The 24,515-nt window shown below is 38.9% G+C and carries 23 protein-coding genes and 1 tRNA gene; 10 read left to right on the plus strand and 14 right to left on the minus strand.

Annotation, left to right across the window (positions count from 1 at the left end; genetic code table 11):
* Positions 1–162: 162 nt before the first annotated feature.
* From CLV99_RS17565 to CLV99_RS17580, 4 genes are all read right to left on the minus strand, one after another.
* A complete protein-coding gene (locus tag CLV99_RS17565; protein ID WP_133585814.1) occupies positions 163–1,287 on the minus strand; it encodes a TlpA disulfide reductase family protein in 1,125 nt (374 codons plus the stop codon).
* Between the two features lie 47 nt (positions 1,288–1,334).
* Positions 1,335–2,156 (minus strand): TPM domain-containing protein, encoded by an 822-nt coding sequence (locus tag CLV99_RS17570; protein WP_133585815.1) that lies wholly within the window; start codon positions 2,154–2,156, stop codon positions 1,335–1,337.
* A 112-nt stretch (positions 2,157–2,268) separates the two neighbouring features.
* Entirely contained in the window at positions 2,269–2,703 is a 435-nt protein-coding gene (locus CLV99_RS17575) for a TPM domain-containing protein (RefSeq protein WP_133585816.1), read from the minus strand.
* Between the two features lie 94 nt (positions 2,704–2,797).
* A complete protein-coding gene (locus CLV99_RS17580; protein ID WP_133585817.1) occupies positions 2,798–3,376 on the minus strand; it encodes a LemA family protein in 579 nt (192 codons plus the stop codon).
* A gap of 262 nt (positions 3,377–3,638) precedes the next feature.
* Here CLV99_RS17580 and CLV99_RS17585 point away from each other — a divergent pair, with 262 nt between their 5' ends.
* From CLV99_RS17585 to CLV99_RS17595, 3 genes are all read left to right on the plus strand, one after another.
* On the plus strand, positions 3,639–5,186 hold the full coding sequence (locus CLV99_RS17585; RefSeq protein WP_133585818.1) for an NAD(P)/FAD-dependent oxidoreductase: 1,548 nt from the start codon (positions 3,639–3,641) through the stop codon (positions 5,184–5,186).
* A gap of 61 nt (positions 5,187–5,247) precedes the next feature.
* Positions 5,248–5,320: transfer RNA gene (locus CLV99_RS17590), tRNA-Gly, on the plus strand.
* 151 nt (positions 5,321–5,471) lie between these two features.
* Positions 5,472–6,452, plus strand: a complete 981-nt coding sequence (locus tag CLV99_RS17595) for an energy transducer TonB (protein WP_133585819.1) — start codon at positions 5,472–5,474, stop codon at positions 6,450–6,452.
* Positions 6,453–6,525: 73 nt separating this feature from the next.
* On the opposite strand, the gene sufD is transcribed toward CLV99_RS17595, so the two are convergent.
* From sufD to sufB, 3 genes are all read right to left on the minus strand, one after another.
* A complete protein-coding gene (sufD, locus tag CLV99_RS17600; protein ID WP_246032791.1) occupies positions 6,526–7,833 on the minus strand; it encodes a Fe-S cluster assembly protein SufD in 1,308 nt (435 codons plus the stop codon).
* Positions 7,834–7,931: 98 nt separating this feature from the next.
* Positions 7,932–8,690 carry a Fe-S cluster assembly ATPase SufC gene (gene sufC / locus CLV99_RS17605; RefSeq protein ID WP_133585820.1) on the minus strand — a complete coding sequence of 253 codons (759 nt, stop codon included), beginning with the start codon at positions 8,688–8,690 and terminating at the stop codon, positions 7,932–7,934.
* A gap of 83 nt (positions 8,691–8,773) precedes the next feature.
* Positions 8,774–10,225, minus strand: a complete 1,452-nt coding sequence (gene sufB / locus CLV99_RS17610) for a Fe-S cluster assembly protein SufB (protein WP_133585821.1) — start codon at positions 10,223–10,225, stop codon at positions 8,774–8,776.
* Positions 10,226–10,671: 446 nt separating this feature from the next.
* Between sufB and CLV99_RS17615 the strand changes: the two genes are divergently transcribed.
* Together CLV99_RS17615 and CLV99_RS17620 are read left to right on the plus strand one after the other, a co-directional pair.
* Positions 10,672–11,142 carry an Lrp/AsnC family transcriptional regulator gene (locus tag CLV99_RS17615; protein WP_021071083.1) on the plus strand — a complete coding sequence of 157 codons (471 nt, stop codon included), beginning with the start codon at positions 10,672–10,674 and terminating at the stop codon, positions 11,140–11,142.
* A gap of 5 nt (positions 11,143–11,147) precedes the next feature.
* Positions 11,148–12,227 (plus strand): DUF6695 family protein, encoded by a 1,080-nt coding sequence (locus tag CLV99_RS17620; RefSeq protein ID WP_133585822.1) that lies wholly within the window; start codon positions 11,148–11,150, stop codon positions 12,225–12,227.
* On the opposite strand, the gene ung is transcribed toward CLV99_RS17620, so the two are convergent.
* Both ung and CLV99_RS17630 read right to left on the minus strand, forming a co-directional pair.
* Positions 12,224–12,898, minus strand: a complete 675-nt coding sequence (gene ung / locus CLV99_RS17625) for a uracil-DNA glycosylase (RefSeq protein WP_133585823.1) — start codon at positions 12,896–12,898, stop codon at positions 12,224–12,226. The genes CLV99_RS17620 and ung overlap by 4 nt on opposite strands.
* A gap of 60 nt (positions 12,899–12,958) precedes the next feature.
* Positions 12,959–13,474 carry a DUF421 domain-containing protein gene (locus CLV99_RS17630; protein WP_133585824.1) on the minus strand — a complete coding sequence of 172 codons (516 nt, stop codon included), beginning with the start codon at positions 13,472–13,474 and terminating at the stop codon, positions 12,959–12,961.
* Between the two features lie 192 nt (positions 13,475–13,666).
* Here CLV99_RS17630 and CLV99_RS17635 point away from each other — a divergent pair, with 192 nt between their 5' ends.
* Complete coding sequence (locus tag CLV99_RS17635; protein WP_133585825.1) at positions 13,667–14,206, plus strand: tetratricopeptide repeat protein; 540 nt, start codon at positions 13,667–13,669, stop codon at positions 14,204–14,206.
* A gap of 35 nt (positions 14,207–14,241) precedes the next feature.
* On the opposite strand, the gene CLV99_RS17640 is transcribed toward CLV99_RS17635, so the two are convergent.
* Positions 14,242–14,703 carry a hypothetical protein gene (locus tag CLV99_RS17640; RefSeq protein WP_246032792.1) on the minus strand — a complete coding sequence of 154 codons (462 nt, stop codon included), beginning with the start codon at positions 14,701–14,703 and terminating at the stop codon, positions 14,242–14,244.
* Complete coding sequence (locus CLV99_RS17645; protein WP_133585826.1) at positions 14,703–15,176, minus strand: DUF4293 domain-containing protein; 474 nt, start codon at positions 15,174–15,176, stop codon at positions 14,703–14,705. The genes CLV99_RS17640 and CLV99_RS17645 overlap by 1 nt, the downstream gene beginning before the upstream one ends.
* Positions 15,177–15,311: 135 nt before the next feature.
* On the opposite strand from CLV99_RS17645, the gene truA reads away from it, so the two are divergent.
* Together truA and CLV99_RS17655 are read left to right on the plus strand one after the other, a co-directional pair.
* Complete coding sequence (gene truA / locus CLV99_RS17650; RefSeq protein ID WP_246032793.1) at positions 15,312–16,043, plus strand: tRNA pseudouridine(38-40) synthase TruA; 732 nt, start codon at positions 15,312–15,314, stop codon at positions 16,041–16,043.
* A 38-nt stretch (positions 16,044–16,081) separates the two neighbouring features.
* The gene (locus CLV99_RS17655) at positions 16,082–17,845 is read left to right on the plus strand and encodes an ABC transporter ATP-binding protein (protein ID WP_133585828.1); all 1,764 of its coding nucleotides are present in this window, start codon (positions 16,082–16,084) and stop codon (positions 17,843–17,845) included.
* A 129-nt stretch (positions 17,846–17,974) separates the two neighbouring features.
* On the opposite strand, the gene CLV99_RS17660 is transcribed toward CLV99_RS17655, so the two are convergent.
* Positions 17,975–18,163, minus strand: coding sequence for a hypothetical protein (locus tag CLV99_RS17660; protein WP_133585829.1), 189 nt, complete (start codon positions 18,161–18,163; stop codon positions 17,975–17,977).
* Positions 18,164–18,551: 388 nt separating this feature from the next.
* Positions 18,552–20,666, minus strand: a complete 2,115-nt coding sequence (locus CLV99_RS17665; RefSeq protein ID WP_133585830.1) for a M3 family metallopeptidase — start codon at positions 20,664–20,666, stop codon at positions 18,552–18,554.
* Between the two features lie 259 nt (positions 20,667–20,925).
* Between CLV99_RS17665 and CLV99_RS17670 the strand changes: the two genes are divergently transcribed.
* Together CLV99_RS17670 and CLV99_RS17675 are read left to right on the plus strand one after the other, a co-directional pair.
* On the plus strand, positions 20,926–22,029 hold the full coding sequence (locus CLV99_RS17670; protein WP_246032794.1) for a DUF4407 domain-containing protein: 1,104 nt from the start codon (positions 20,926–20,928) through the stop codon (positions 22,027–22,029).
* 95 nt (positions 22,030–22,124) lie between these two features.
* On the plus strand, positions 22,125–22,628 hold the full coding sequence (locus CLV99_RS17675) for an ecotin (RefSeq protein WP_133585832.1): 504 nt from the start codon (positions 22,125–22,127) through the stop codon (positions 22,626–22,628).
* 59 nt (positions 22,629–22,687) lie between these two features.
* Here the strand turns inward: CLV99_RS17675 and typA are convergent, their stop codons facing one another.
* Positions 22,688–24,487 carry a translational GTPase TypA gene (gene typA / locus CLV99_RS17680; RefSeq protein WP_133585833.1) on the minus strand — a complete coding sequence of 600 codons (1,800 nt, stop codon included), beginning with the start codon at positions 24,485–24,487 and terminating at the stop codon, positions 22,688–22,690.
* Between the last annotated feature and the right edge of the window lie 28 nt (positions 24,488–24,515).

Consider the following 24,515-nt stretch of genomic DNA (forward strand, 5'->3'; position numbering starts at 1 on the left):
TTTTTTTCTAGCTATCAAAACTCACACAAATAGAGTAATGGACATTAACGAGTGTCATGAGCATAACATGCAAAAGGCTCTTAGTTTTAAATGAGAAAAACAACCAAATAAAAACGGGGTTTAATATCTCTATTAAACCCCGTTTCTTTATATTAAGGAATATTACTTAAGTAGTTCCGCTAGTTTAGCTTCTAAAGCCTCTCCGCGTAGGTTGGATGCAACTATTTTACCATCTCTATCCAGTAAATAATTTTGTGGAATACCACTGATAGCATACAGCTCTACGACAATTGACTTCCATCCCTTCAGGTCGGACACATGTTTCCATTGTCCCAGCTTATCTTCCTCAATAGCAGCCACCCAAGCGTCCTTCTTTCCTGGATTATCCAAGGACACACCAAACACCGTAAATCCTTTATCTTTAAACTTGTTATAAGCAGCTACCACATAAGGGTTTTCATGACGGCACGGGCCGCACCATGATGCCCAAAAATCAACAAGTACATATTGTCCCTTAAGCGAGGAAAGGGCAATATCATTCCCATCAGGATCAGGCAACGTAAAATCAGGTGCAGGCATCCCTACAGCCAGTTTGCGCATAGACTCTATTTTAGCATTCACGCTTTTACCCTTCGCTGTCGCTTTTAACCCCGGAGATAATGCCTTAAAGTTCACTTCCAGTTCCAGTACATTCTCAGGGCTTATCTTTTCATCTAAAAGCGTAAGTGTGACATAACTATTAGGATTTGCTTTGATATATTCGCTATCAATCCCTTCCTGCTTTTTATAAATCTCTTGTGCTCGTTGCTGTAATGAAGCAATAAATGCCTCATCGCCTTTCTGCTCATCAGTAGCAGCATAAAATTCGCTATTCAAGGCATCCATAGCTACTGATAAATCTTTACCTGCTAATTGATACTTTGCAAATTCTTCGTTGATCGAATTACCAGATACTTTTGCTTCTTTCAATGTACTTCCAACGACAGATATTACTCCCTTAGAAAGATATAAAGAACCAAAATCGGGAGCCTGAAGCTGACGGAGCGCCTTGCCTTCTGGAGACAATATCAAATAAGCTTGTAAGGGCTCATTGACAACACCGTTAAACTTAAACTCTCCATTTGAAAAAGAGGCCGAGTCAAGTTTTTCTTGTCCATTGTCTCTATACTGCATATACACCTTAGCAGGAGCATTAAGATTTCCGATTTTACCCTTTATGGTATATTCCTCTTGAGCAAAAATAAGTGTAGGAAGCACTGCTATACTACACATTAACATTTTCTTCATCTTCATCATATCTATATTTAACTAACTTACCTTAATCATTCATTGTCTTACCATCGGCCACTAGCACCTCCGCCACCAAAACCACCTCCGCCAAAACCTCCGAAGCCACCACCGCCGCCTCCGCCAAAGCCACCACCAAAACCACTATCATCTCTATCCGATCCGCCACGTCCCAATCCACTTAATAACATCCACCAGAAAAGATCAGAAGACCCCTTACCATCAATTACTCTTCTTCCTTTATTGCGCCCTCCTCCTTTGGAAATCAAAGAAATTAGGATAAAAATAATAATGATTACAACCACTCCTCCTACACGTCCACCTTCCGACTCCGAAGAAGCCTTAGGTTCTGCTTTATATTCACCTTTAGTATAAGAGATAATAGAACTAGTCGCATTGTTCAGTCCAGTATAATAATCTCCTGAACGAAAAGCGGGCTTGATATCATTTTCAATAATCCGGTAGGCAATAGCATCCGGCAACGCACCTTCTATCCCATATCCCGTTTGAATAGTAATAGCACGATCTCCAATGGCAGCCAATACCATTACACCATTATTATACTTCTTATTCCCTACTCCCCATTTTTGAGCGAGACGAACAGCATAATCAGCGATATCATAACCATCTGTAGAGTTGACCAATACTACCGCTATCTGCGTAGAGGTGCTATCGTCAAATGCTACAAGCTTACGCTCCAAAGCCTGAACTTCAGACGAGCTCAACGTATTGGTATAATCAGTAACTAGTGTTTTTGATACGGCAGGAAAATCCTGTCCTACTGCTACCGATACACCTACAAGGATCAGTACAGGTAAAACAACCATTTTTAAAATCAACGAATAGAAGATTCTCCTGACATTTTTCATCGAAATAGTTTTTTTGAGTATTTATATTCTTCTCTAAGAAAGAGAGCAGATGTGTCCGTCGCCCTATCGTTAAGGTTATCAGAATCCGGAATTTTCCTGAAGGTATACATCGTTAATTCCTTCCAAAATAAACTTCATTTGGCAATTCATTGATATCGTCCTCTTGCCTTGGAAAAAAACGATGAAGCTGTTCTCCTGCCTCATGTATACCTTCAACCAGTCCACCAAAAAAATTACCGGTCCTAAAATAGACAAGCATTTTTTCTTTTGTAGTTTCCCAAAAATCATCTCCTACGCGCTTATTGATACCAATATCCCCAATAATAGCAAATTGATGATCTACAACTGCCAAATAAATCAACACGCCATTTCTCAGCGCAGTCTTGTGCATATCCAACTCCTCAAAATATTGGGAAGCCTTATCAAGCACATCTACATCACCCACAACGTTCTCAATAACGATTCGTATCTCTCCTGAAGTCCTATTTTCAGCAATACTGACCGCGTGTGCCACACGCTCTTGCTCCTCTGTATTTAAGATAGACATACTATACCGTTTTAAAGTCTATAAAAAAGAAAGATGAATACTGGACACCAATACCCATCTCTCTTCTTATAGTATAAATAATTTTGACAACTCGTTAGAAAGATACTGTTGGCGCTTTATCAGCTCCTTCTGTAGCCTGGAACGTACCTTTCGATTTGAAACCAAACATTCCTGCCATAATATTATTCGGAAAACTTCTTACCGTTGTATTATAGTCCTGTACGGCTTCATTATAAGCTCTTCGCTCTACAGAGATACGATTTTCTGTTCCTTCCAATTGAGCCTGTAACTCCTGAAAGCTCTGATTTGCTTTTAAATCAGGATAAGCCTCCACACTGACCAACAGACGACCGATCGACTGCGACAAAGCATCCTGTGTCTTTTGAAACTCGGCAATAGATTCCTCTGTCAAATTTTCAGGATTTACAGTTACGGAAGTAGCCTTAGCCCTAGCCTCCACCACAGCGGTCAATGTTCCTTGTTCGTGTTGAGCAGCCCCTTTCACAGTCGAGACTAAATTTGGAATCAAATCTGCGCGGCGTTGATACGCATTTTCTACCTGTGCCCATTTAGCTTTAACATTTTCGTCCTTAGACACCATCGTGTTATAACCGCACGAACTAAAAGAAAGTGCAGTAAACAATCCAACAATTGCAATTAATAGTCTTTTCATGTGTATTTAATTTGTATCTCTTTTGCCACATCAGAGTACTTAATTGTACTTCAATGTTCATTATTTTATAACAGAATAATTTGTCCCCTACTATTTTAAAGCTGCTCGACAACAACTTCAATCCAGTTTTTTAAAAATACAAATTACTTTTTAATTTCAAACTAGACAGACAAAGCTAATGCCAACTTTTTAATATAGATATATGTCTGCTAAATTGTTACTTTTGCACTTATTGTGGGATAAAAACCCAACTTAAAACACTATGCAGAAAGAGATTGAATTGGCTGTAAGCCCGGATTTTATACACGACGAAAACTATATTATCCAACAAGGGGCCGCCAAATTAAAAGTAGACCGTAACCGGATTAAAGGCATACATGTCCGCAAGCGTTCCATAGATGCTAGAGCGCGTACGGTAGTATATAGAATACGGGTAGTGTATTTTGTAGACGAACATCCGAAGCCACTACACTTCAAGTCTGATTTACAAAACATCAAAGATGCCAAACCAGTCATTATTATCGGGGCAGGCCCCGCTGGGCTATTTGCTGCATACCGTTGTTTAGAGGTAGGTCTCAAACCTATAGTTTTAGAACGAGGAAAACCTGTCCGAGAGCGGCGTAGAGATTTGGCAAAAATAAACAGAGAAGGTATTGTTAACCCCGACTCCAACTATTGTCATGGGGAGGGGGGCGCAGGAACCTATTCTGATGGTAAGTTATACACCCGATCAGACAAAAGAGGAGATGTCAACAAGGTACTTTCCATTTTTGTAGAACATGGTGCCGATGCTGATATTCTTGTCGATGCCCGTCCCCATATCGGCACAAATAAGCTCCCCCACATCATTGAGGATATGCGCGAGCGAATCTTGGAAATGGGAGGAGAAATACATTTTGACAGTAAAGTCAACAATATCCTGACACAATTTGACAAAGTCACTGCAGTAACGACTGCCAATGGAAAGCGGTTTGATGCTAAGCATGTTATTCTAGCGACTGGCCATTCTGCCAGAGATATCTATGAATTATTTCGAACAAATAATTGGCACCTTGAAGCCAAGCCGTTCGCACTAGGGGTCCGGATAGAGCATCCGCAAGCGATCATAGACCAAGCACAATACCATTGTAGTACCCGCCACGAAAACTTGCCTCCAGCATACTATAGTCTAGTTGAGCAGGTAAATGGCAGAGGTGTGTTTTCATTTTGCATGTGTCCGGGAGGCATCATAGCTCCCTGTTCGACCGAACCTAACGAGATTGTAGTAAATGGCTGGTCTCCTTCCAAAAGAAATAACCCAACCGCAAATTCAGGGACGGTCATACAGATTAACCTAGAGGATGTACATTCGTCCGCTCACGATCCTTTTGCACTATTGGATTTTCAACGTCAAGTGGAACAAAAAGCTTTTAACCTAGGAGGAGGTCGTTTGGTAGCTCCTGCCCAACGAATGGTTGATTTTGTTCAAAATAGGCTATCTAATGACCTACCACAGAACTCCTATAAGCCAGGCACAAAATCAGTTGATTTGAATGAAGTCCTTCCTGATTTTGTACACCAAGCTTTACGTGGCGCACTTCCAATATTTGGAAAAAAGATGAAAGGTTATTACACCAATGAAGCCATATTGGTAGGTGTAGAATCTCGTACCTCATCACCTATACGAATTCCCAGAGACAGAGAGACTCTACAGCATACGCAGATTAAAGGTTTATACCCCTGTGCAGAAGGAGCCGGTTACGCAGGAGGAATTGTTTCTGCCGCGATTGACGGAATCAACTGCGTCGATGCAATCTCTAAATTGCAGTAAGTATTTTATTTTTACCCTTGACAAGCATACTAAAATAGCTTACTTTTGTATCACAAAACAAGCGAAAGTAGCTCAGTTGGTAGAGCACAACCTTGCCAAGGTTGGGGTCGCGAGTTCGAATCTCGTCTTTCGCTCAAAAGGCTTCATCAAAATGATGAAGCCTTTTTCTGTAACACCTTACTCCATCTTAGCAACAAAATTTATAACCGATTTTATTCTCAGGATGAAAGATTTACGATTTTGCATATAAATTTGAATTACGTATGTTTGAGGAAAACTTAAAGTATGAATCAAATTATAATTTTACTATTTATATTTCTATCAGTAGCTCAATCTACACAAGCCCAATTTTCCTTCCAAACATTTCACGAGAAAGATGGCACTCAAATAAAAGATGAACAAAAATCTCATTTTGTTCGCATTATTAACTTTCCTTCCCAAAAAGGAGAGCCTTATTCTGTCCAGGAATATTTTACTAAAACAGACAGCTTAAAACTATACGGTGCATACAATGACCTAGATAGAAAACAATATGTCGGAGACAAAATTGAACTGTACGAAAATGGCAAACTAAAATCCAAAGAAAAACTCGCCCATGATGGACAACTAATTGATACGGCCGCCTATTATCATAAAGATGGTAAACTCAAACTAGCTTTTTGGTATCCATATCAAGTGGATAAATCAAATAAAGTAACGGTTACTGACACCTTAATATTAATCTATAGAGATTCTTTGGGTCAAACCTTACTGACAAACGGGAACGGCTATGCTGAGCTAATAGAGGACAAAAATATTATCTCCAAAGGACACTTTAAAGATCACAAGAGAACAGATGACTGGAGTGGTTCTTTTAACAACGGAAGATATACATTTACGGAAATCTATAATGAAGGCAAACTCATATCAGGTATTACAACAGACTCTATCGGGACAACCTACCAATATGACCAAAATAACTTTATCATCGAACCAGAATATCCCGGCGGTCTAGAAAGACTAAGGCAATTTCTAGCGGATAACTATCGTTATCCTACAGAAGCAATCACACATGGTGTAACAGGCACGGTACGTATCGTTTTCACTGTAGATGAAAAAGGTAATATCAAAGATATAAAAGTAAAAGAGGATATAGGTCATGGTACAGGCGCAGCTGCTATTCAAACATTAAAAAGCGCAAAAAAATGGAAACCAGGAATAATACGTGGAGTAACTGTACCCGTTGGTTTTACACTTCCTCTAAGGCTAAACCTTACTAGATTATAGCATAAAAGCAATAAAAAAGCGTCCTTCAACTAAGTCGAAGAACGCTTTAAATATTAAACTACACTACTATTAATTATTTTTTATCTAGACCTTTTGCGACCAAATCCTCCACATAGGTACGGACTATATCATTAGAGAATCTTGAAGTCACATCAAACGCAAATGCATGAACCAATAATGTACGCGCTGACTCCTCACCAATACCTCTAGCTCTCAAATAGAAAAGAGCTTCATCATCAAATTGTCCCATCGTACAACCGTGCGAACATTTTACATCATCTGCAAAAATCTCTAATTGTGGTTTTGTGTTAACTGTAGACTTATCGCCAATCAACATGTTGTTATTTTGTTGGAATGCGTTTGTTTTCTGAGCATCTTCACGAACAAAAATTTTCCCATTAAAGACAGCAGTAGATTCATCCTGAGGGATGTTTTTGTACCACTCGTAAGATTCACAATGTGGTTTCATATGATCTACCACAGTATGGTTATCCACAAGTTGCTTGTCTGCCAACAAATTAATCCCGTAAAGGTGCGATTCTACGTTCTCCGCATCCAAACGAACGTTAATATCGTTACGAACAAAAGAAGCTCCTGGGAAATTACAATTATAATTATTATAAAGACTATACTTGGACTGATAAACCTCCGTGTGATTTATATATGCCCCAGCAGCAGATGCTAGTTGTAAATAATAATGTTGCACCTTTGCATTTTCGTCCAATACAATTTCTGTCACTTTATTCTGCAAGTTTTTTGCAGAACCATCCAAAGTAATGAAAGATTCAATAATTTCAACCTCTGCATTAGCCTCTACTACGTACAGGTTTCTAGTCTGTGCAAAAAAATCGCTGCTTCCCGTTGCCACATGGACAATCTGAATAGGCTTAGAAACAATTTTGCTCTTCCCTACAGACAAATAAAGTCCAGAAGTATGCAAAGCCGTATTCAAAGCCACTACAGCACTTCCCGTTTTATCAGCATGCTGTGCAAAGTGTTTCTGAAAATTAGCCTCCGCTGAAGCTTCCTCGATTGGCTTGACAGTCAGACCAATTTCATCTTCTAAAGAAGAAAAGGCCAATACATACTGTCCATTAATCAACACAATACGATGGGCATCCAAACCAGGAATATCAGCCTGACTCAAATCCAGATTTGAAACATCCATGTCTTCATTCAACAAATAAGGCTTATTGACCAGACTATGGATATTTGTATATTTCCAATCCTCATTCTTCACCGTAGGAAAACCCTGTTGCTCAAATTGAGCAAAGGCCTCTTGCCGTATATCTTTTAACGATGAAGGTTCATTAGTCGACTCCAGCTCTTGAAAAGCAGAAGCTAACTGTTCGAATAAAGAATTTGCTACTATAGTACTCATGTTATCTCTTATCAACCTGCTTATTAAAATTATGATAAGCAGGCCTATTTTTTGTAAATGGGCAGAACCAATATTCAATGCCCTCTTATATATTCCGATTAGCCTTCTTGTGTATCCAGTTCTTTAAGCCAATCGTATCCTTTTTCTTCCAACTCCAATGCCAACTCTTTCGTTCCAGTTTTGACAATACGTCCATCGTACAATACGTGTACAAAATCCGGAACGATATAATCCAACAATCTTTGATAGTGTGTAATCACTACAAATGCATTGTCTTTTGAACGCAATTGATTCACCCCATTAGCAACAATACGTAAAGCATCGATATCCAAACCTGAATCCGTCTCGTCCAAAATAGATAATTTAGGATTCAACATAGCCAGTTGAAAAATTTCGTTACGTTTTTTCTCTCCACCAGAAAATCCTTCATTTAAAGAACGGTTAGCCAGATTGGCAGAAAACTCAACTAGTTGTTGCTTTTCTTTAACCGTTTTCAAAAACTCCTTTGCTTCCATCGGAGGTAAGCCCTTGTACTCGCGGATATCATTTACCGCAGTTTTCAAGAAGTTGATGTTAGATACTCCTGGTATTTCCACAGGATATTGAAATGCCAAAAACAAACCTTCACGAGCTCTATCCTCTGGAGACAAATCCAATAGATCAACACCATCTAGAATCGCTTCACCATCCGTTACTTCATAAGAATCTCTCCCTGCTAACACGTTCCCTAAAGTACTCTTTCCAGCACCGTTAGGCCCCATAATAGCGTGAACTTCACCCGGTTTAACCTCTAGATTTAATCCTTTTAATATTTGTTTGTCTTCGATAGACGCATGTAAATTTTTAATGCTTAACATTATCTTAGTATTGAGTATTGAGTATTGAGTAACTAAATCTCCCTCTCAATTTTTATTTTTAAACTTATCTATATAATTATCTACTACCCTACAGATCCTTCTAAAGAAATTGCAATCAACTTCTGGGCTTCTACTGCAAATTCCATTGGCAACTGATTTAACACCTCTTTAGCGTATCCATTGACAATCAAACCTACCGCTTTTTCAGAATCGATACCACGTTGATTCAAATAGAAAACCTGATCCTCTCCGATTTTGGAAGTAGTAGCTTCATGCTCAAGTTTAGCAGTCTTGCTCTTATTTTCTATATACGGGAAAGTATGTGCACCACAACGGTCTCCAATTAACAGGGAATCACACTGTGTAAAGTTGCGCGAATTGTCCGCATTAGGGCCTATTTTCACCAATCCACGGTAACTATTGTGGCTTCTTCCTGCAGAAATTCCTTTCGAAATAATCTTGGACTTCGTATTCTTACCCAAGTGAACCATCTTCGTACCCGTATCGGCTACCTGGAAGTTCTTAGTCATAGCGACAGAATAAAACTCGCCTACCGAATTATCTCCTTTAAGTATAACTCCTGGATATTTCCATGTAATAGCAGAACCTGTCTCTACCTGTGTCCAAGATATTTTTGAATTATCACCTTTACAGATACCACGTTTGGTTACAAAATTGAAAATACCACCTTTTCCTTCTTTATCTCCAGGATACCAGTTCTGTACAGTAGAATATTTGATTTCTGCATCTTTCATGGCGATCAATTCGACAACTGCCGCATGCAATTGATTCTCATCACGCATAGGCGCCGTACATCCTTCTAGATAGGACACGTAAGACCCTTCGTCCGCAACGATAAGCGTACGTTCAAATTGTCCTGTATTCTGCGCGTTGATTCGGAAATAGGTAGAAAGCTCCATAGGGCAGTGTACTCCCTTAGGAATATAAACAAATGACCCATCCGAAAACACTGCTGAGTTCAATGCGGCATAAATATTATCTGTTTGAGGAACCACAGTTCCCAAATATTCTTTTACCAGTTCAGGGTATTCCTGTACTGCTTCACCGAAAGAACAGAATATCACTCCCTTTTCTTTTAACTTTTCCCGAAAAGTAGTCTTCACAGAAACAGAGTCAAAAACAGCATCTACCGCCACGACTCCTGCTAATATTTTCTGCTCGTCCAAAGGAATCCCTAATTTTGCAAAGGTCTCCAATAATTCGGGATCAACTTCGTCCATACTCTCCAATAGCTTTTTAGGCTTTGGTGCAGCATAATAAGAAAGGTCTTGAAAATCGACTTCTGGATTCTCGAAATTCTGCCATGTCGGCATCTTCATCTTCAAGAAATGTTGAAAAGCTTTCAATCGCCATTCTAGCAACCATTCTGGCTCGTTTTTCTTTGAAGATATCAGGCGAATAGTGTCTTCATTCAGTCCCTTGGGAGCAATGTCCATCTCAATATCGGTCGTAAAACCGTATTTGTACTCCTCCTGCTCCAGCTCTTTCAGTAATTCGTCGTCTTTGGTACTCATAATAATCTTCCCTTTTACCGAGTAGGCAACCCCCACTCTATTACAGGACTACAAAGCTACGACTTAAATAGCAATTAAACAGCATATTTTCACCAAGCAAGCCCTGTAAATCCCAATTTTGTGATAAAGATCACCTTTTTTTGTGCTTAACACGGATTTGCATTTCTTTTTTGACAAAGAAATGATTCCAGCTAGAGAAAAATAAAGCAGACGGTTTTCTTCAAAAGGATTTACATCCCTCACTAAATCCCCTCTTTCATTCAAAAATAATTCCTATTTTTATATAACATAATTACTATCGAAAATCACTTTTGAACGAAGAATATCAAACCTTTGGACTCGTGAAGCCTGATTCGGACGGAATTATGCCTAGTTATTTTTTGCCTAGCACATTCGCGAATGCAAACCATTTTATTTAAGTTTACAAATTGAAGTAAAATAACCCTATGTCTTATCAACCGGATAAATTAGATTTAAAAATATTACGGCTGTTGCAAGAAAACGGAAGAATTACAAACCTCCAGCTTGCAACTAATATTGGTTTGTCTCCTGCTCCCACATTAGAACGGGTACGGAAACTGGAAAACTCAGGATTTATCAAAAGCTACCATGCTTTTGTTGACGAAGAAAAACTAGGCTTGGGGATAAAATCCTTCATTCAGATTTCTTTAGACTTCCACACGCATAATGCCATTCCTGAATTTGTAGAAGCTGTAAAAGCAATACCAGAAGTAACAGAGTGTCATCACGTTACTGGGAACTGCGATTTCATCCTAAAAGTTTACGTCAAAGACATCAAGGCATACGAAGGAGTTATTATGGAAAAGATTGCTAAAATCCCATTTGTAAAAACCTTCCAGACAATGATGATTATGTCAACCTCAAAAAAAGAGCCTATAGTACCACTTGAATACTAAGCTGAATGCAAGAGCAAACCATACCATACAACGACTTTGCAATAATATTGACTTGGCCCGATGCTACTATTAGAGGCGATGAAAAATGGATGATGTTTTTCAAAAAAATCGGGGTAGTTAAGAATCTCAATTTTAAAGTGGGGCATACCGGAATTGTCTTAATAGATCACAGAAATGGCAATATGTTGTTCTATGATTTTGGTAGATACATCGCCCCCCGAGGCTATGGTCGTGCAAGATCACAATTCTCTGACCCTTTACTTGAGATTAAAATCAAAGCCAAATTTATTGGAGGAAAAGTCAGCAACTTACACGAAATTGTTGAATATTTCGAAGATTTGAAACCCGCTATGTATGGTGAGGGCAGACTCTTGCTGTCGATCGTGGAAGGCATCAACTTTTCAATGGCTAGGGCCTATGGAGATCAGTGTGTGATGCAGGGAACCTATCCCTACGGTGCTGTAGCCCGTAACAATAATAATTGCTCTCGATTTATTACGAGAATGCTGATAAAGGCCTCACAACGCTTTCACTTCTGGCATATGATCAATCTTCCAGAGACCATCAAATCCAGTCCTGTTAGTAACTTAGTCAATACGGTCAGTGATAGAATGATCTACTCTTACTCGCCCGAAGAAGGTCTTGTTCATTTTCGGATGAATAGGTTTCAATCTTTCTGGTTCTTAGTTAAGCAGCTTGGCGACAATGTCTTTCGAACGAAGGCAAACTTACTTCCTACAGATCAGATTATTGGAGCCGTCCATTACCGTTCAAAACCAATCAGTATCCCCAAAGATGCGATGTATTTAGGTGGAGTTGGAGATGGCGCTTGGTATACCGTTTCCCCTCAAGAGGACAAACACCTTATAATAAAACGGTTTACAACATCTGGAAAGTTAGAGTATGTGGTTTTGGGCGAAGCAGAAGATGCTTTTGACCCGACAGAATCATATGAAATTACGTACGACAGCAATCTACTCGTGACGCATATTCTCCAACAAGGGAACAAACTCCGTATTAAACATATTAAGCAACTCGAAGCAAAACAGTACACCTACAATCATATTCAAGAAAGATACGCTTAATCAAGCTGCCAGTCAATAGACCCGCGCCCATGCTCCTCGAGATAAGCATTGCTTTTTGAAAAGTGCTTGGATCCAAAGAAACCACGGTACACCGAAAGAGGTGAAGGGTGCACAGCCTTTAACACCAAATGCTTGCTGTGATCAATCAACACCGATTTCTTTTGTGCATATGACCCCCACAAGATAAACACAACGTGATTTAACTCTTTAGAAATCTGAGCTATCACCTGATCGGTAAACTCTTCCCATCCTTGCTTTTGATGAGAGGCCGCCTGATGTGCTCGAACCGTAAGTGTTGCATTAAGTAATAAAACACCCTGTTCTGCCCACTTGGTCAAATCACCAGATTTTGGGTAGGTAAAACCGGGAATATCTGTCGTAAGTTCCGCAAAAATATTCTTCAAAGAAGGAGGGTGCATTATACCATTTGGGACAGAAAAAGACAACCCATGAGCCTGTCCTACATTATGATAAGGATCTTGCCCCAGAATCACGACTTTCACATCAGGAAGAGGCGTCAGCCGAAAAGCATTAAAGACCAGTTCCTGCGGCGGATAGACAACCTGGTCATGGCGCTCCTTCTGTACAAATGCAGATAGATGGCGCATACGCTCTTGTTTTAATAATGGTTTTAACAACTCATCCCAACTTTCATCAAATAGCTTTTCCATGTATCCAACTTAGATAAAATGCCTTATATTAACGAACAACAAACTAAAAAAAATCGACTACTAATTTGCGCCTCGTAAATTCCTATGATTATGCTTTCGCGTATAAAACGTCTGCTTTAAAGCAGACTCTCCGGAAATGATAGAAATATTCCCATCTTCCTCAAACATCGCTAACTTTACATCTTTGATATGCTCTACACCATGCTCCCGCATAGCTTCATACAATTCATCAGCTGATATTCCAATCTTACTAAGCATATCAAAATCAGGCTTGCCTTTGTGTACTAACACTTGGGGTTTTTGTTGCACAATCTTTTGGAAAAACTTATTTTTCAAAACCACTCTTTTAATAAAGAAATTGACAAGAAAAAGAACGAGTGCGGCCAACAAGCCTCCCTCTAAACTTGTATCATTCCCTACCATCGCATTCTGCACGGCATTACTTATCAGTAATATCAAAATGACATCTACTGTATTAAGTTGTGAGAGTTCCTTCTTTCCAAAAACACGGATAGCAATCAGCATGAAAAAGTAAACTGCTACACAACGGATAATAACATTCAAATATGCTTCCATTGAGTTTCCTTTCTACAAGATAAGATAAAAATTACAAATCCTATTTCCTTTCCTTTTCCATTCATTAAAATATCCGACAAATAAGCTTGGATAGCACCAAAACACCAGCTTAAACACTTTTATACATCAAACCTGTTGGATAACACCTTAAATTAACAGATATTTGCATATATAATATAGTTATAGATTAAAATGTCAAATTTAGTACGTATAATTCTAAGTAGCCTCCTATTAATAGGTACTGTGGCTCTTTTTTGGTTTGGTCACTGGGGCTGGGGGATTTTAGGAATCTTAATCACTATTCTTGCGTGGGTGACGGTATTTTTCAATGAGAACATGCTTATCGCGCAATGGTATTTTCGCAAACAAGACATTCCTAACGCAGAAAAATGGCTAAATAAAATTAAAAACTACGAGTCCCAGCTTATCACGGCCCAACACGGATATTATCACTTGTTATTGGGCTTGATCGAATCACAACGAGCTCCAATGCAATCTGAGAAATTCTTTAAGAAAGCACTTTCTCTAGGTTTACATATGGACCACAACGTAGCCTTAGCAAAACTAAGTCTAGCTGGTGTGATGATGGCGAAAAGAAACAAACGGGAGGCTGAAAAGCTCCTACAGGAAGCAAAGAGAGCCGATAAAAATAAATTATTGGCAGATCAGATTAAAATGATGAAAGATCAAATGACGATGATGGATAAGCAACAATTCCGTTATTCGAGATAACACAAAAAAGGCAATCTAGTTTAGATTGCCTTTTTCTATAAGTCTATAATTATCTCCAGGAACTTGCCTTGTTCGGAACTATCTTCAAAGACCAGTTTACATTGTTGAGGTATCCCCCACTGCTTTTTCCAACCTGTGGTTTGAATCACCAATTTAACAGGAGTATCTTCTTCTAATAAGTAATGTAGATAGTTTTGTCGATCCTTTGCCTGAAGTCGAACCTTTCCCATCTGCATCACGTCATATAAATAAACCTGTCCTTTTGAATCCACAATACCTGAAGCAAAACTATTAAGCTTAAACTCTCTAGTTCCCCTTTCATAAGATATAAGATAGAGCTCCACTGTAGCCGTATCCCCTTTTGCAGATAAGAAAACCTCTTTTACATCAACCTGTATATCATCCACCAAAACAGGCCCTTCGTCCGAGCTTTGCCCAAAAGAATCAAACGTAACTAGTGAAAAAACAAACGCAATAAGTATGATTATAGTTCTCATTAACGTAAGCGATCTGCAGATTTAATCAATTTCTCGTCCTTACGGATACCACCAATAGCCATTGCCAGAAATATGATTGCAATAGGCAAAAGAAAAAAACCTACACCTATATTCTGTGCTCCAAAAGATTGGGAAATTAGACTTAAGGTATCCGTTGCAGATACAAATAGCCAAACTCCAAATAAACAGATTAAGACGATTTCCACAAAAATCAGTGTTAATTGTCTTTTTCTATTCTTATATAAAAATATGGTCACAATAGGTATAAATCCTAATACCACTGTTGCAATACTTTGCAATAAGTAGCTCTCTTGTTTAACACTTTCGTTATTGACAGCGGCGTAAGAACCGGTCACCAAAAGCTTCTTACCCAATCCAACTAAATCGGTATAATTTAAATAGGGAAAAACAAATAACCCCAGAATAACAACTGCGGCCAATAACAACCAGATGGACTGAATACGTTGAATCATAACTTTACTTTCTTATTATAACGCAAACTTATATAAAATGCTTTGCATTCACCAACACCTAATGAAAAAGCACTATGCAATCACTAAAACTATTATTATTATCTTTGTTCTGTGGAGGCAAAAAAACGGTTTTTTATGGAGATAGCCTATGATGGCAGCTCATATCATGGTTGGCAGGTCCAACCTAATGCAATATCAGTACAGGAGAAGCTAAATCATGCTTTGCACACCTTGACCAGAGAAAACATAGAAACTACAGGGGCTGGAAGAACAGACACAGGTGTCCATGCTAAACAGCTATTTGTACATTTTGATAGCGAAAACCCTCACTTTTCAGGTGCATTGGAAAAGTTCAAACAGTCCTTAAATGCCTTACTTCCATACGACATCGCGATCAAAAGAGTTTTTGAAGTATCCCTGGACGCTCACGCTCGATTCGATGCAACGTCCCGTAGCTACGAATACCATATACATATCCACAAAAACCCCTTTTTTATCAATAGGTCATGGCACGTACGGGCACTTCCAAATATCGAGAAAATGAATGAGGCCGCTCAATACCTTTTGGGAACTAAGGATTTTTCATGTTTCAGTAAGTCAAATACACAAGTCCATACAAACATATGTACTATTACCGAAGCACTGTGGGTACAACAAGGAGATACTGCTGTATTTAAGATTACCGCAGATCGATTTCTTAGGAATATGGTACGGGCTATCGTAGGTACACTTTTTAAGATAGGCTCACAGGACTTACCCATTGCTTACCTTACTGATGTGCTTTCGAGCAAAGACAGGTCAATGGCAGGCACCTCTGTCCCTGCCCATGGATTATACCTAACCCAAGTTCTTTACCCCTACGTATGAGTAGCCCTCAACAAATCACATACCCTTAATTGATTCGGATGAAAAAGGAGAAGATAACAGGCAGCACCTATGATAGCAGACTGCTCAACAGATTAGCAAAGTATATGCGCCCCTACAGCAGCACTTTTTGGGTGTCAGTCATACTTACAATCCTCCTAGCTGCAGTAGCTCCAGCGTTGCCCCTTCTGATTGAACATACCCTTGACAACTATATCCTCAATGGCGAATATGATGGGCTAAACACCATGTTGGCACTGATGATTCTGCTTTTGGTATTGCAGACTATAATACGTTACTTTCACACCTTGATGACCAATACATTGGGGCAGTCCGTCATTAGGGATATACGTATCCAAGTCTTCAATCATATTACCAATCTCCGTCTTAAATATTTTGATAATACACCTATAGGAAGATTAATTACCCGGACCATCTCCGATTTGGAAACCATTGCTAACATATTTTCCGAGGGCTTGATACAGATTATTGGTGATTTACTGCAATTGGTTGTGATTCTCGCTGTTATGTTTTACACAGATTGGAGACTCACATTGATTGTATTGGTACCAATGCCATTGATGATAGCGGCAACCTACGTGTTCAAAGAGGCTATGAAGTCTGCTTTCCAAAGTGTAAGATTATGGATAGCAAATTTAAACACCTTCTTACAGGAGCATATCTCAGGTATGGCAATCATACAATATTTTGCGCGTGAGGACCAGGAAATGCGCAAATTTGAGGCTATCAATAAAGAACACCGAAATGCGCATATCCGTGCAAACTGGTATTTTTCCATTTTCTTTCCTGTATTGGAGATCATAGTAGCTATAGCTACCGGATTATTAGTTTGGTATGGTTCTAAGCAAATCATTGCCGACATTATATCTCCTGGTGTCGTCGTCGCATTCATTATGTACATCAACATGATATTCCGACCTATTCGTGAGCTGATCGACAAATTCAATACCCTGCAGATGGGAATGGTCTCGGCCGAGCGGATATTTGACATTTTGGACACAGACGAGTTTACACCTAATACAGGCACCTTAAAAGAAAGGGAAATACAAGGAGCTATCGAATTCAAAAATGTGTGGTTTGCCTACGATAATGAAAAATGGGTTCTAAAGGATGTAAGTTTTCGTGTCGCTCCAGGAGAGACGTTAGCTCTTGTCGGAGCTACTGGCGCAGGAAAATCTTCTATAATAAGTATACTAAGCCGATTTTACGAGATACAAAAAGGTCAAATATTGTTGGATGGAATTGATATTAAAGAGTATGATCTCAATTTTCTCCGCACCAATATTTCCATAGTATTACAGGACGTGTTTTTATTCTCGGACACAGTTAAAAATAACATATCGCTAAATGATTCAACAATATCCACAGAAAAAATTATTGATGCAGCAAAAAAAGTTGGAGCTTTTGATTTTATTAATAGGTTACCTAACCAATTTGATTATGAAGTACAGGAACGAGGCGCTACACTATCTGCAGGTCAGGCCCAGTTGGTTTCTTTCATCCGAGCACTAGTACACGAGCCAAAGATCCTTGTTCTGGACGAAGCTACATCATCAATAGATACTGAAACAGAGGAGATGATACAAGCCGCCATAGACAACCTAATGGAGGGGCGAACAGCCATCGTCATAGCCCACCGTTTGTCAACCATCCAAAAAGCAGACAAGATTATCGTTCTAGATAAAGGAGAGGTAAAAGAAATCGGCTCACATCAAGAGCTATTAATAATAGATGGGTATTACAAAAAGCTATACGAGTTACAGTTCAATTCCACAGGCATATAAAAAATCCCCTAAGTCAAGCAAAGGGGATTTACAGTCTATAAAAAGAAGAGAGAGAAATATTTATAAAACTGCAATTAGTGCCTAGGCATTTATTATAAAAAATAAGTAAACACCTAGGTCTTAATATCTTTAATTTATAATTTGATACACCTCACGCATGTAATAAGCTTCCTGCAGTGTACTTGTGAAGTCCCGCCACTCAGCCTCGGAAAACGTAAATAGGATTTCCTGTACTGGAGTGGGAAGCAATACTCGAAATACACCATCCGGGAAACTAATAAACTCCTCTGCACCAATCTTTTTACTTATTTCTTCCAAGAAACAATCATATTGTAATGAAGTAAATGTTAAAATAAAGGCCCCTTGCCAGATGTAATGATTTTTGCACTTACTGCAATAACTAATAGTAGTACTTCCTCTTGAGCCTAAAGTTACAGATTGACACATAACCAATGTATTTATTTAGACCAAATATAAATAAAAGAGGTGATAATAAAAAAGCTTTTACTAAAATTTATTTTATCCCCGCTTTAATTGTTTGAAAAGTTCCCTCGGGTTCAAGTTTCCATATAGTCTTGTCCTAGCCAAAAACCTTTATACCTATGGACTATCAGATTTGGACTATCTTGGAAAATTGAATTAAAGCAAAGGGACTGACTCCATTTTCAGAAGTCAGTCCCTTTGTCTGTTTTTTAAATATATTTAACTAGTTCAATCCTCTCTTTTTCATCAAATGAATTGGATCTGGATCTTTTCCTCTAAACGCCTTATACAGTTCGGCAGGATCTCCTGTTCCGCCTTTTTCCAAAATATTCTTACGGAATGACTCTGCGGTAGCCTGATCAAATAATCCTTTCTCCTTAAATGCTGCAAAAGCATCAGAATCTAATACCTCTGCCCATATGTAAGCATAATATCCGGCAGAGTATCCTCCAGAAAAGATATGCTGAAAATATGTACTTCTGTAACGTGGAATAATTGCATCAATTAAGCCCACTTTCGCCATGGCTGCCTTTTCAAAAGTATTAGCATCGGTTGTGATTGTAGAAGTCGCTGCATGGTAATTCATATCCAATAGTGACGCTGCAACATATTCTGTTGTTGCAAATCCCTGGTCGAAAGTACCAGCTTTCTCCATTTTAGTGATCAATGAATCTGGAATAGCCTCTCCTGTTTTGTAATGCTTAGCGTATGTTTTCAACACTTCTGGATCTGCCGCCCAGTTTTCCATCACTTGAGACGGCAACTCGACAAAATCGCGCGACACTGAAGTACCTGCCAATGACTTATATTTAACATTAGAGAATAAACCATGCAATGCGTGTCCAAACTCATGGAATAATGTTGTAGCTTCATCGAAAGTCAATAATGCAGGCTGATCACCAACTGGCTTCGTAAAATTACATACAATAGAGATTACAGGTGCGACACGTTTGCCATCTTTCGTCTGCTGGCTACGGTAAGACGTCATCCATGCTCCTCCGCGTTTCGAATCACGAGGAAAGAAATCAGCGTATAATAATCCTAAATGTGAACCATCTTTATCTTTTACTTCATACACCTCAACCTCTTCATGGTAGGTAGGCACATTATTCAATGCTACAAAAGTGATTCCCCATAGCTTCGTTGCTGTCGAAAACGCGCCTTCACGTACCGCAGACAGGCCAAAATAAGGCTTTATTTCTTCCTCATTCAAGGCGAAGCGTTTAACACGGATTTTCTCTGCATAGTATCTCCAGTCGTAAGGAGCCACCTTAAAAGTATCTTTTGCTGCTTCAATCTCTTTTTGAATATCTCCGGCTTCAACCTTAGCCTTTGCTAGTGCTGGTCCCCACAATTTATTTAACAAGCTATAAACATTTGTAGGATTTCCTGCCATCGATTCCTCTAAAACGTAAGCCGCATGTGAAGCGTATCCTAAAAGCTTAGCTTTCTCTAAACGTAGGTTCGCTATTTTCATAAGATCAGCCTTGTTGTCGTGATCATTACCGTTATTGGCTCTAGATTGATATGCGTTCCAGATTTCTTTGCGTAAATCTCTATTGTCCGCATACTGCAAAAATGGCATTACCGAAGGATTAGAAAGTGTGAATACCCACTTTCCTTCTTTACCTTTAGCTTTTGCAGTCTCCGCTGCTGCCGCAACCAAACCGTCAGGCAGACCAGCTAAATCTTCTTTCTTGTCAACGACCAATTCATACGCATTGGTTTCTGCTAATAAATTTTGTCCAAATTGCGTAGTCAGAACAGACAAATCCGCATTAATTTGCTTTAACTTACTTTTATCCGCATCTGACAAATTCGCGCCTGCACGTACAAACCCCTTATATGTCTCTTCCAATAACTTCTTGTCTTCAGCATCTAGACCTAGTGCATCCTTCTTCGAATACACCGCCTTCACTCTTTCAAAAAGCTTCGCGTTCAATTGAATCTCGTCACTATGAGCAGAGATCAAGGGAGCCATATCCTTAGCGATGGACTGAATTGTATCGTTCGTATTTGCTGAATTTAAGTTATAAAACACAGTTGATACATTCCCTAACAAAGTACCAGCATTCTCTAAAGCTACAATTGTATTAGCAAAACTAGGTTCTTCCGTATTGTTGATAATACTGTCAATTTCTAAATTATGCTGTTTGAGCGCTTCCTCAAAAGCAGGTCTAAAATGTTCATCTTTGATTTTGTCAAAAGGAGGAACATTAAATGGCGTATCGTATGCCGTCAAAAATGGATTATCCGAATCCTTACTCTTTTCTTCGTTGTTGCATCCTACAAAAATAGAGGCAACAACCAAAAATGGAATGAAGCTTTTTTTACTCATTTCAATCTATTTATTTTTCTTCTGTTTTTTGTTCTATTTAGCAAAAGCATCCGTCCTATTAACAATGACTGGTCTTATGTGCTCTTCGATTCACACTTCGGTTTCAACTTGTTCCTGCAAACTTAGATAAATTTCACGACAAATTCGGTCTTCACCGCTTATTTACTGACATTCACCGAAAAGAACATTAAAGATTCAGCGCCGATATATACCTTTGAAAAACAAACAACTATTCTAGCTCAAATTTGATATAATGAGTATGTTACAAAATTTTTTCTGGTGGTGCGCTGGTGTGCACAAAGATACCTTGTCTAAATTTCCAGAAGAACACAGCAAATACGTCAGTATAGGTGCCACGATTTTCTTCACAGGTCTTTTTGCTAGCTTAGCAGGAGGATATGCGCTCTACTTTGTATTCAGTGGTAGTCCATTAGCTCCCTTATACGCCTCGTTTTTTGGAATAATATGGGGACTAGCAATATTCAACCTAGACAGATACATTGTACTCAGTCTAGACAAGTCTAGCTCCTTAGGCAAACAATTATTACAAGCATTACCGCGTATCCTACTTGCAGTCTTAATAGGTATTGTTATTTCTCGCCCATTAGAGCTTAAAATCTTTGACAAAGAGATAAAGGAGCACTTACGGGTTGAATATCTAAAACAACAACAGGCTCGGATTGATACGCTAAACCATACCTTCGAAAGTAAATATCAAGTGGAGTATGGACAATTGCTTCGTCTCAAATCTCAGGCAGATTCTTTAGAGTCGACTATCAAAACCTCTAGGCAGCAGCTCAATCACGAAATATTCGGAACAAAAACAGCAGAAACATCAGGTGTACTGGGCTATGGTCCTTATGCCAAGCGCAAGGAAGAAAGTCTCCAAAAAGAAGAAGTATTTTTAGATACGCTAAGGAGTAGGATACAGCAAAAAGAAAGTCAACTCCTCGTTCGAAAAGAGAAGGAAGGCCTTTTTGACCAAAAAATATTGTCAAATACAAGTCTGGACAGTGCTATAAATATAGCGGGCTTTGCTGACCGGAATGCGGCATTGGCAAACCTCCATAAAAAACCGGATGGAACAGAGGATAGCTCAACAAAATACGCGGTAATCTTTATAGCCCTACTGTTTGTGTTTTTTGAGTGTCTACCGGTATTTGTCAAGCTCATGAGTGCTAAAGATCCTTACGACATGGCTATCCGAAGCCAACGAACCATACATCAACTTGAGTCCGCTTCAAATATCGATATCGAAAAGAATGCACTCAATCAGTTGATTCCCCAGCGCACGGATATAGCCATCCAAAGACGGATGGATAAGCTCTCTGAGAACTATGAAAAGTCGAAAAGTCAGCGATAACATCACTAAAAAAATAGTTGTCTATTAAACTTTTTGTCTTTTTTGGAATCATATTTGGTATAGACACTATAATAGTGTAATTAAAAGCAACAAATATGAACAAACAATTACTGAAGACCTTGACTATCTTATTGGGTCTATTCGGCTTGACAACAATGGCTACGGCACAATCTGTTTTAAAACAAAATACAGACATATTTCCGACTCCTGAAGCGGGATATAAGAAAATGATTATTGAAGTCCCTCATTCAAAAAATGATGACAACAAGAAAATTGAATTCAGTGTGGGTAAATGGATGGAGGTTGACGGTTGCAATCATTTCTCTCTCCAAGGGACTTTAGAAAAGAAGGACTTACAAGGATGGGGTTATGACTATTATACCTTCAAAACAAATGGTAATGTAATATCGACTCAAATGGCTTGTCCTGGAGCGCCAAACAGAAATTTATTTGTCTCGGCCCAACCGGAAATGGTACGTTATAATGGAAAATTACCGATCATAATATATGTTCCAGAAGGTTATGAGGTACAATTCAAAATCTATAAAGCAGAAGAGGATGTCTATGTTGCAGCAGAAGAACGCACCAAGAAAAAATAGACTACATAAAGTTTTGGAAATAAAAAAGGCCAGTCAAATTTGACTGGCCTTTTTATGTTTTATCCTTTTTTGTTCACCTTACGTTCATTTTCCGTTAAGTAAATTTTACGTAAGCGGATAGACTGAGGTGTTACTTCAATATATTCGTCTCCTTGGATGTATTCCATTGATTCCTCTAGCGAGAACTTGATAGCAGGAGCAATACGTGTATTATCATCCGTACCGGACGCACGCATATTTGTCAATTGCTTAGCTTTAACAATATTAATTGTCAAATCGTTGTCTCTGATGTGCTCTCCTAAAATCTGTCCTTCGTAGATCTCAACTCCTGGCTCAACAAAGAACTTACCACGATCTTGTAATTTATCAATAGAGTAAGCTGTTGTAGTACCTTTATCTAAAGAGATCAATACACCGTGTAGACGACCAGGGATTGTTCCTTTCCAAGGCTCATAACCTTTTAGACGGTGTGCCATTACAGCTTCACCTGCTGTAGCAGTCAAGATGTTGTTACGCAATCCGATAATACCACGAGAAGGAATTTCAAACTCCAAGTGCTGCATTTCACCTTTTGCTTCCATAATCAATAACTCACCTTTACGCTGTGTTACCAATTCGATTACTTTACCAGATACATCACCTGGAACATCGACCACCAATACCTCTACTGGTTCGCACTTTTTACCATCGATTTCTTTAACGATAACCTGTGGTTGTCCTACTTGTAATTCGTAACCTTCGCGACGCATAGTCTCGATAAGTACGGACAAGTGTAAGATACCACGACCATATACCAACCACGCATCAGGAGAATCAGTTGGAACAACACGTAATGCTAAGTTTTTCTCTAATTCTTTCTGTAAACGGTCATGAATATGACGAGAAGTAACCAATTTACCTTCTTTACCAAAGAAAGGTGAGTTATTTATCGTAAATAACATGTTCATTGTAGGCTCATCAATATGAATAACCTCCAATTGTTCAGGATTCTCAAAATCAGCGATAGTATCTCCGATATCAAATCCTTCAATACCTACCACCGCACAAATATCGCCCGCTTTAACTTCTGACACTTTAAGACGTCCTAAACCTTCAAATATCTGAAGCTCTTTAACACGGCTTTTAACAATCTTGCCATCACGTTTTACTAATGAAACAGGCTGATTTTCTTTAATAGTACCACGTGCCACGCGACCAATAGCTATACGGCCGACAAATGTAGAGTAATCTAAAGATGTAATCTGCATTTGCAATGTACCTTCACTTTGTGGGGCAGCTGGAATATGTTCAATAATTGCATCTAACAATGCACTAAAGTCTTCTGTTGGTTGTTTCCAGTCTGTAGACATCCATCCTTGTTTTGATGAACCATATAACACAGGAAATTCTAATTGCTCTTCCGTAGCATCTAAGCTAAAGAATAGATCAAAAACATTTTCATATACTTCATCTGGACGACAGTTTTCCTTATCTACCTTATTAACCACGACAATAGGTTTTAATCCTAATGCCAAAGCCTTTTGAGTAACGAAACGCGTTTGAGGCATTGGTCCTTCAAAGGCGTCACATAATAACACCACACCATCTGCCATTTTTAGTACCCGCTCAACCTCTCCACCGAAATCGGCGTGACCAGGGGTATCAATTACATTGATCTTAACATCTTTGTATTTGACAGCAACATTCTTCGAAACGATTGTAATACCGCGTTCACGTTCTAAATCGTTGTTATCTAAGATTAAATCACCTGTACCATCATTATCTCTAAATTGGTTTGTGAAATGTAAGATTTTGTCAACTAACGTTGTTTTTCCGTGATCGACGTGAGCGATAATCGCTATATTTCTAATATTTTGCATCTAGCAAGTAAATTTGTTTTAAATTCAG

This window comes from Sphingobacterium yanglingense (assembly GCF_004363245.1).
Taxonomy (GTDB): domain Bacteria; phylum Bacteroidota; class Bacteroidia; order Sphingobacteriales; family Sphingobacteriaceae; genus Sphingobacterium; species Sphingobacterium yanglingense.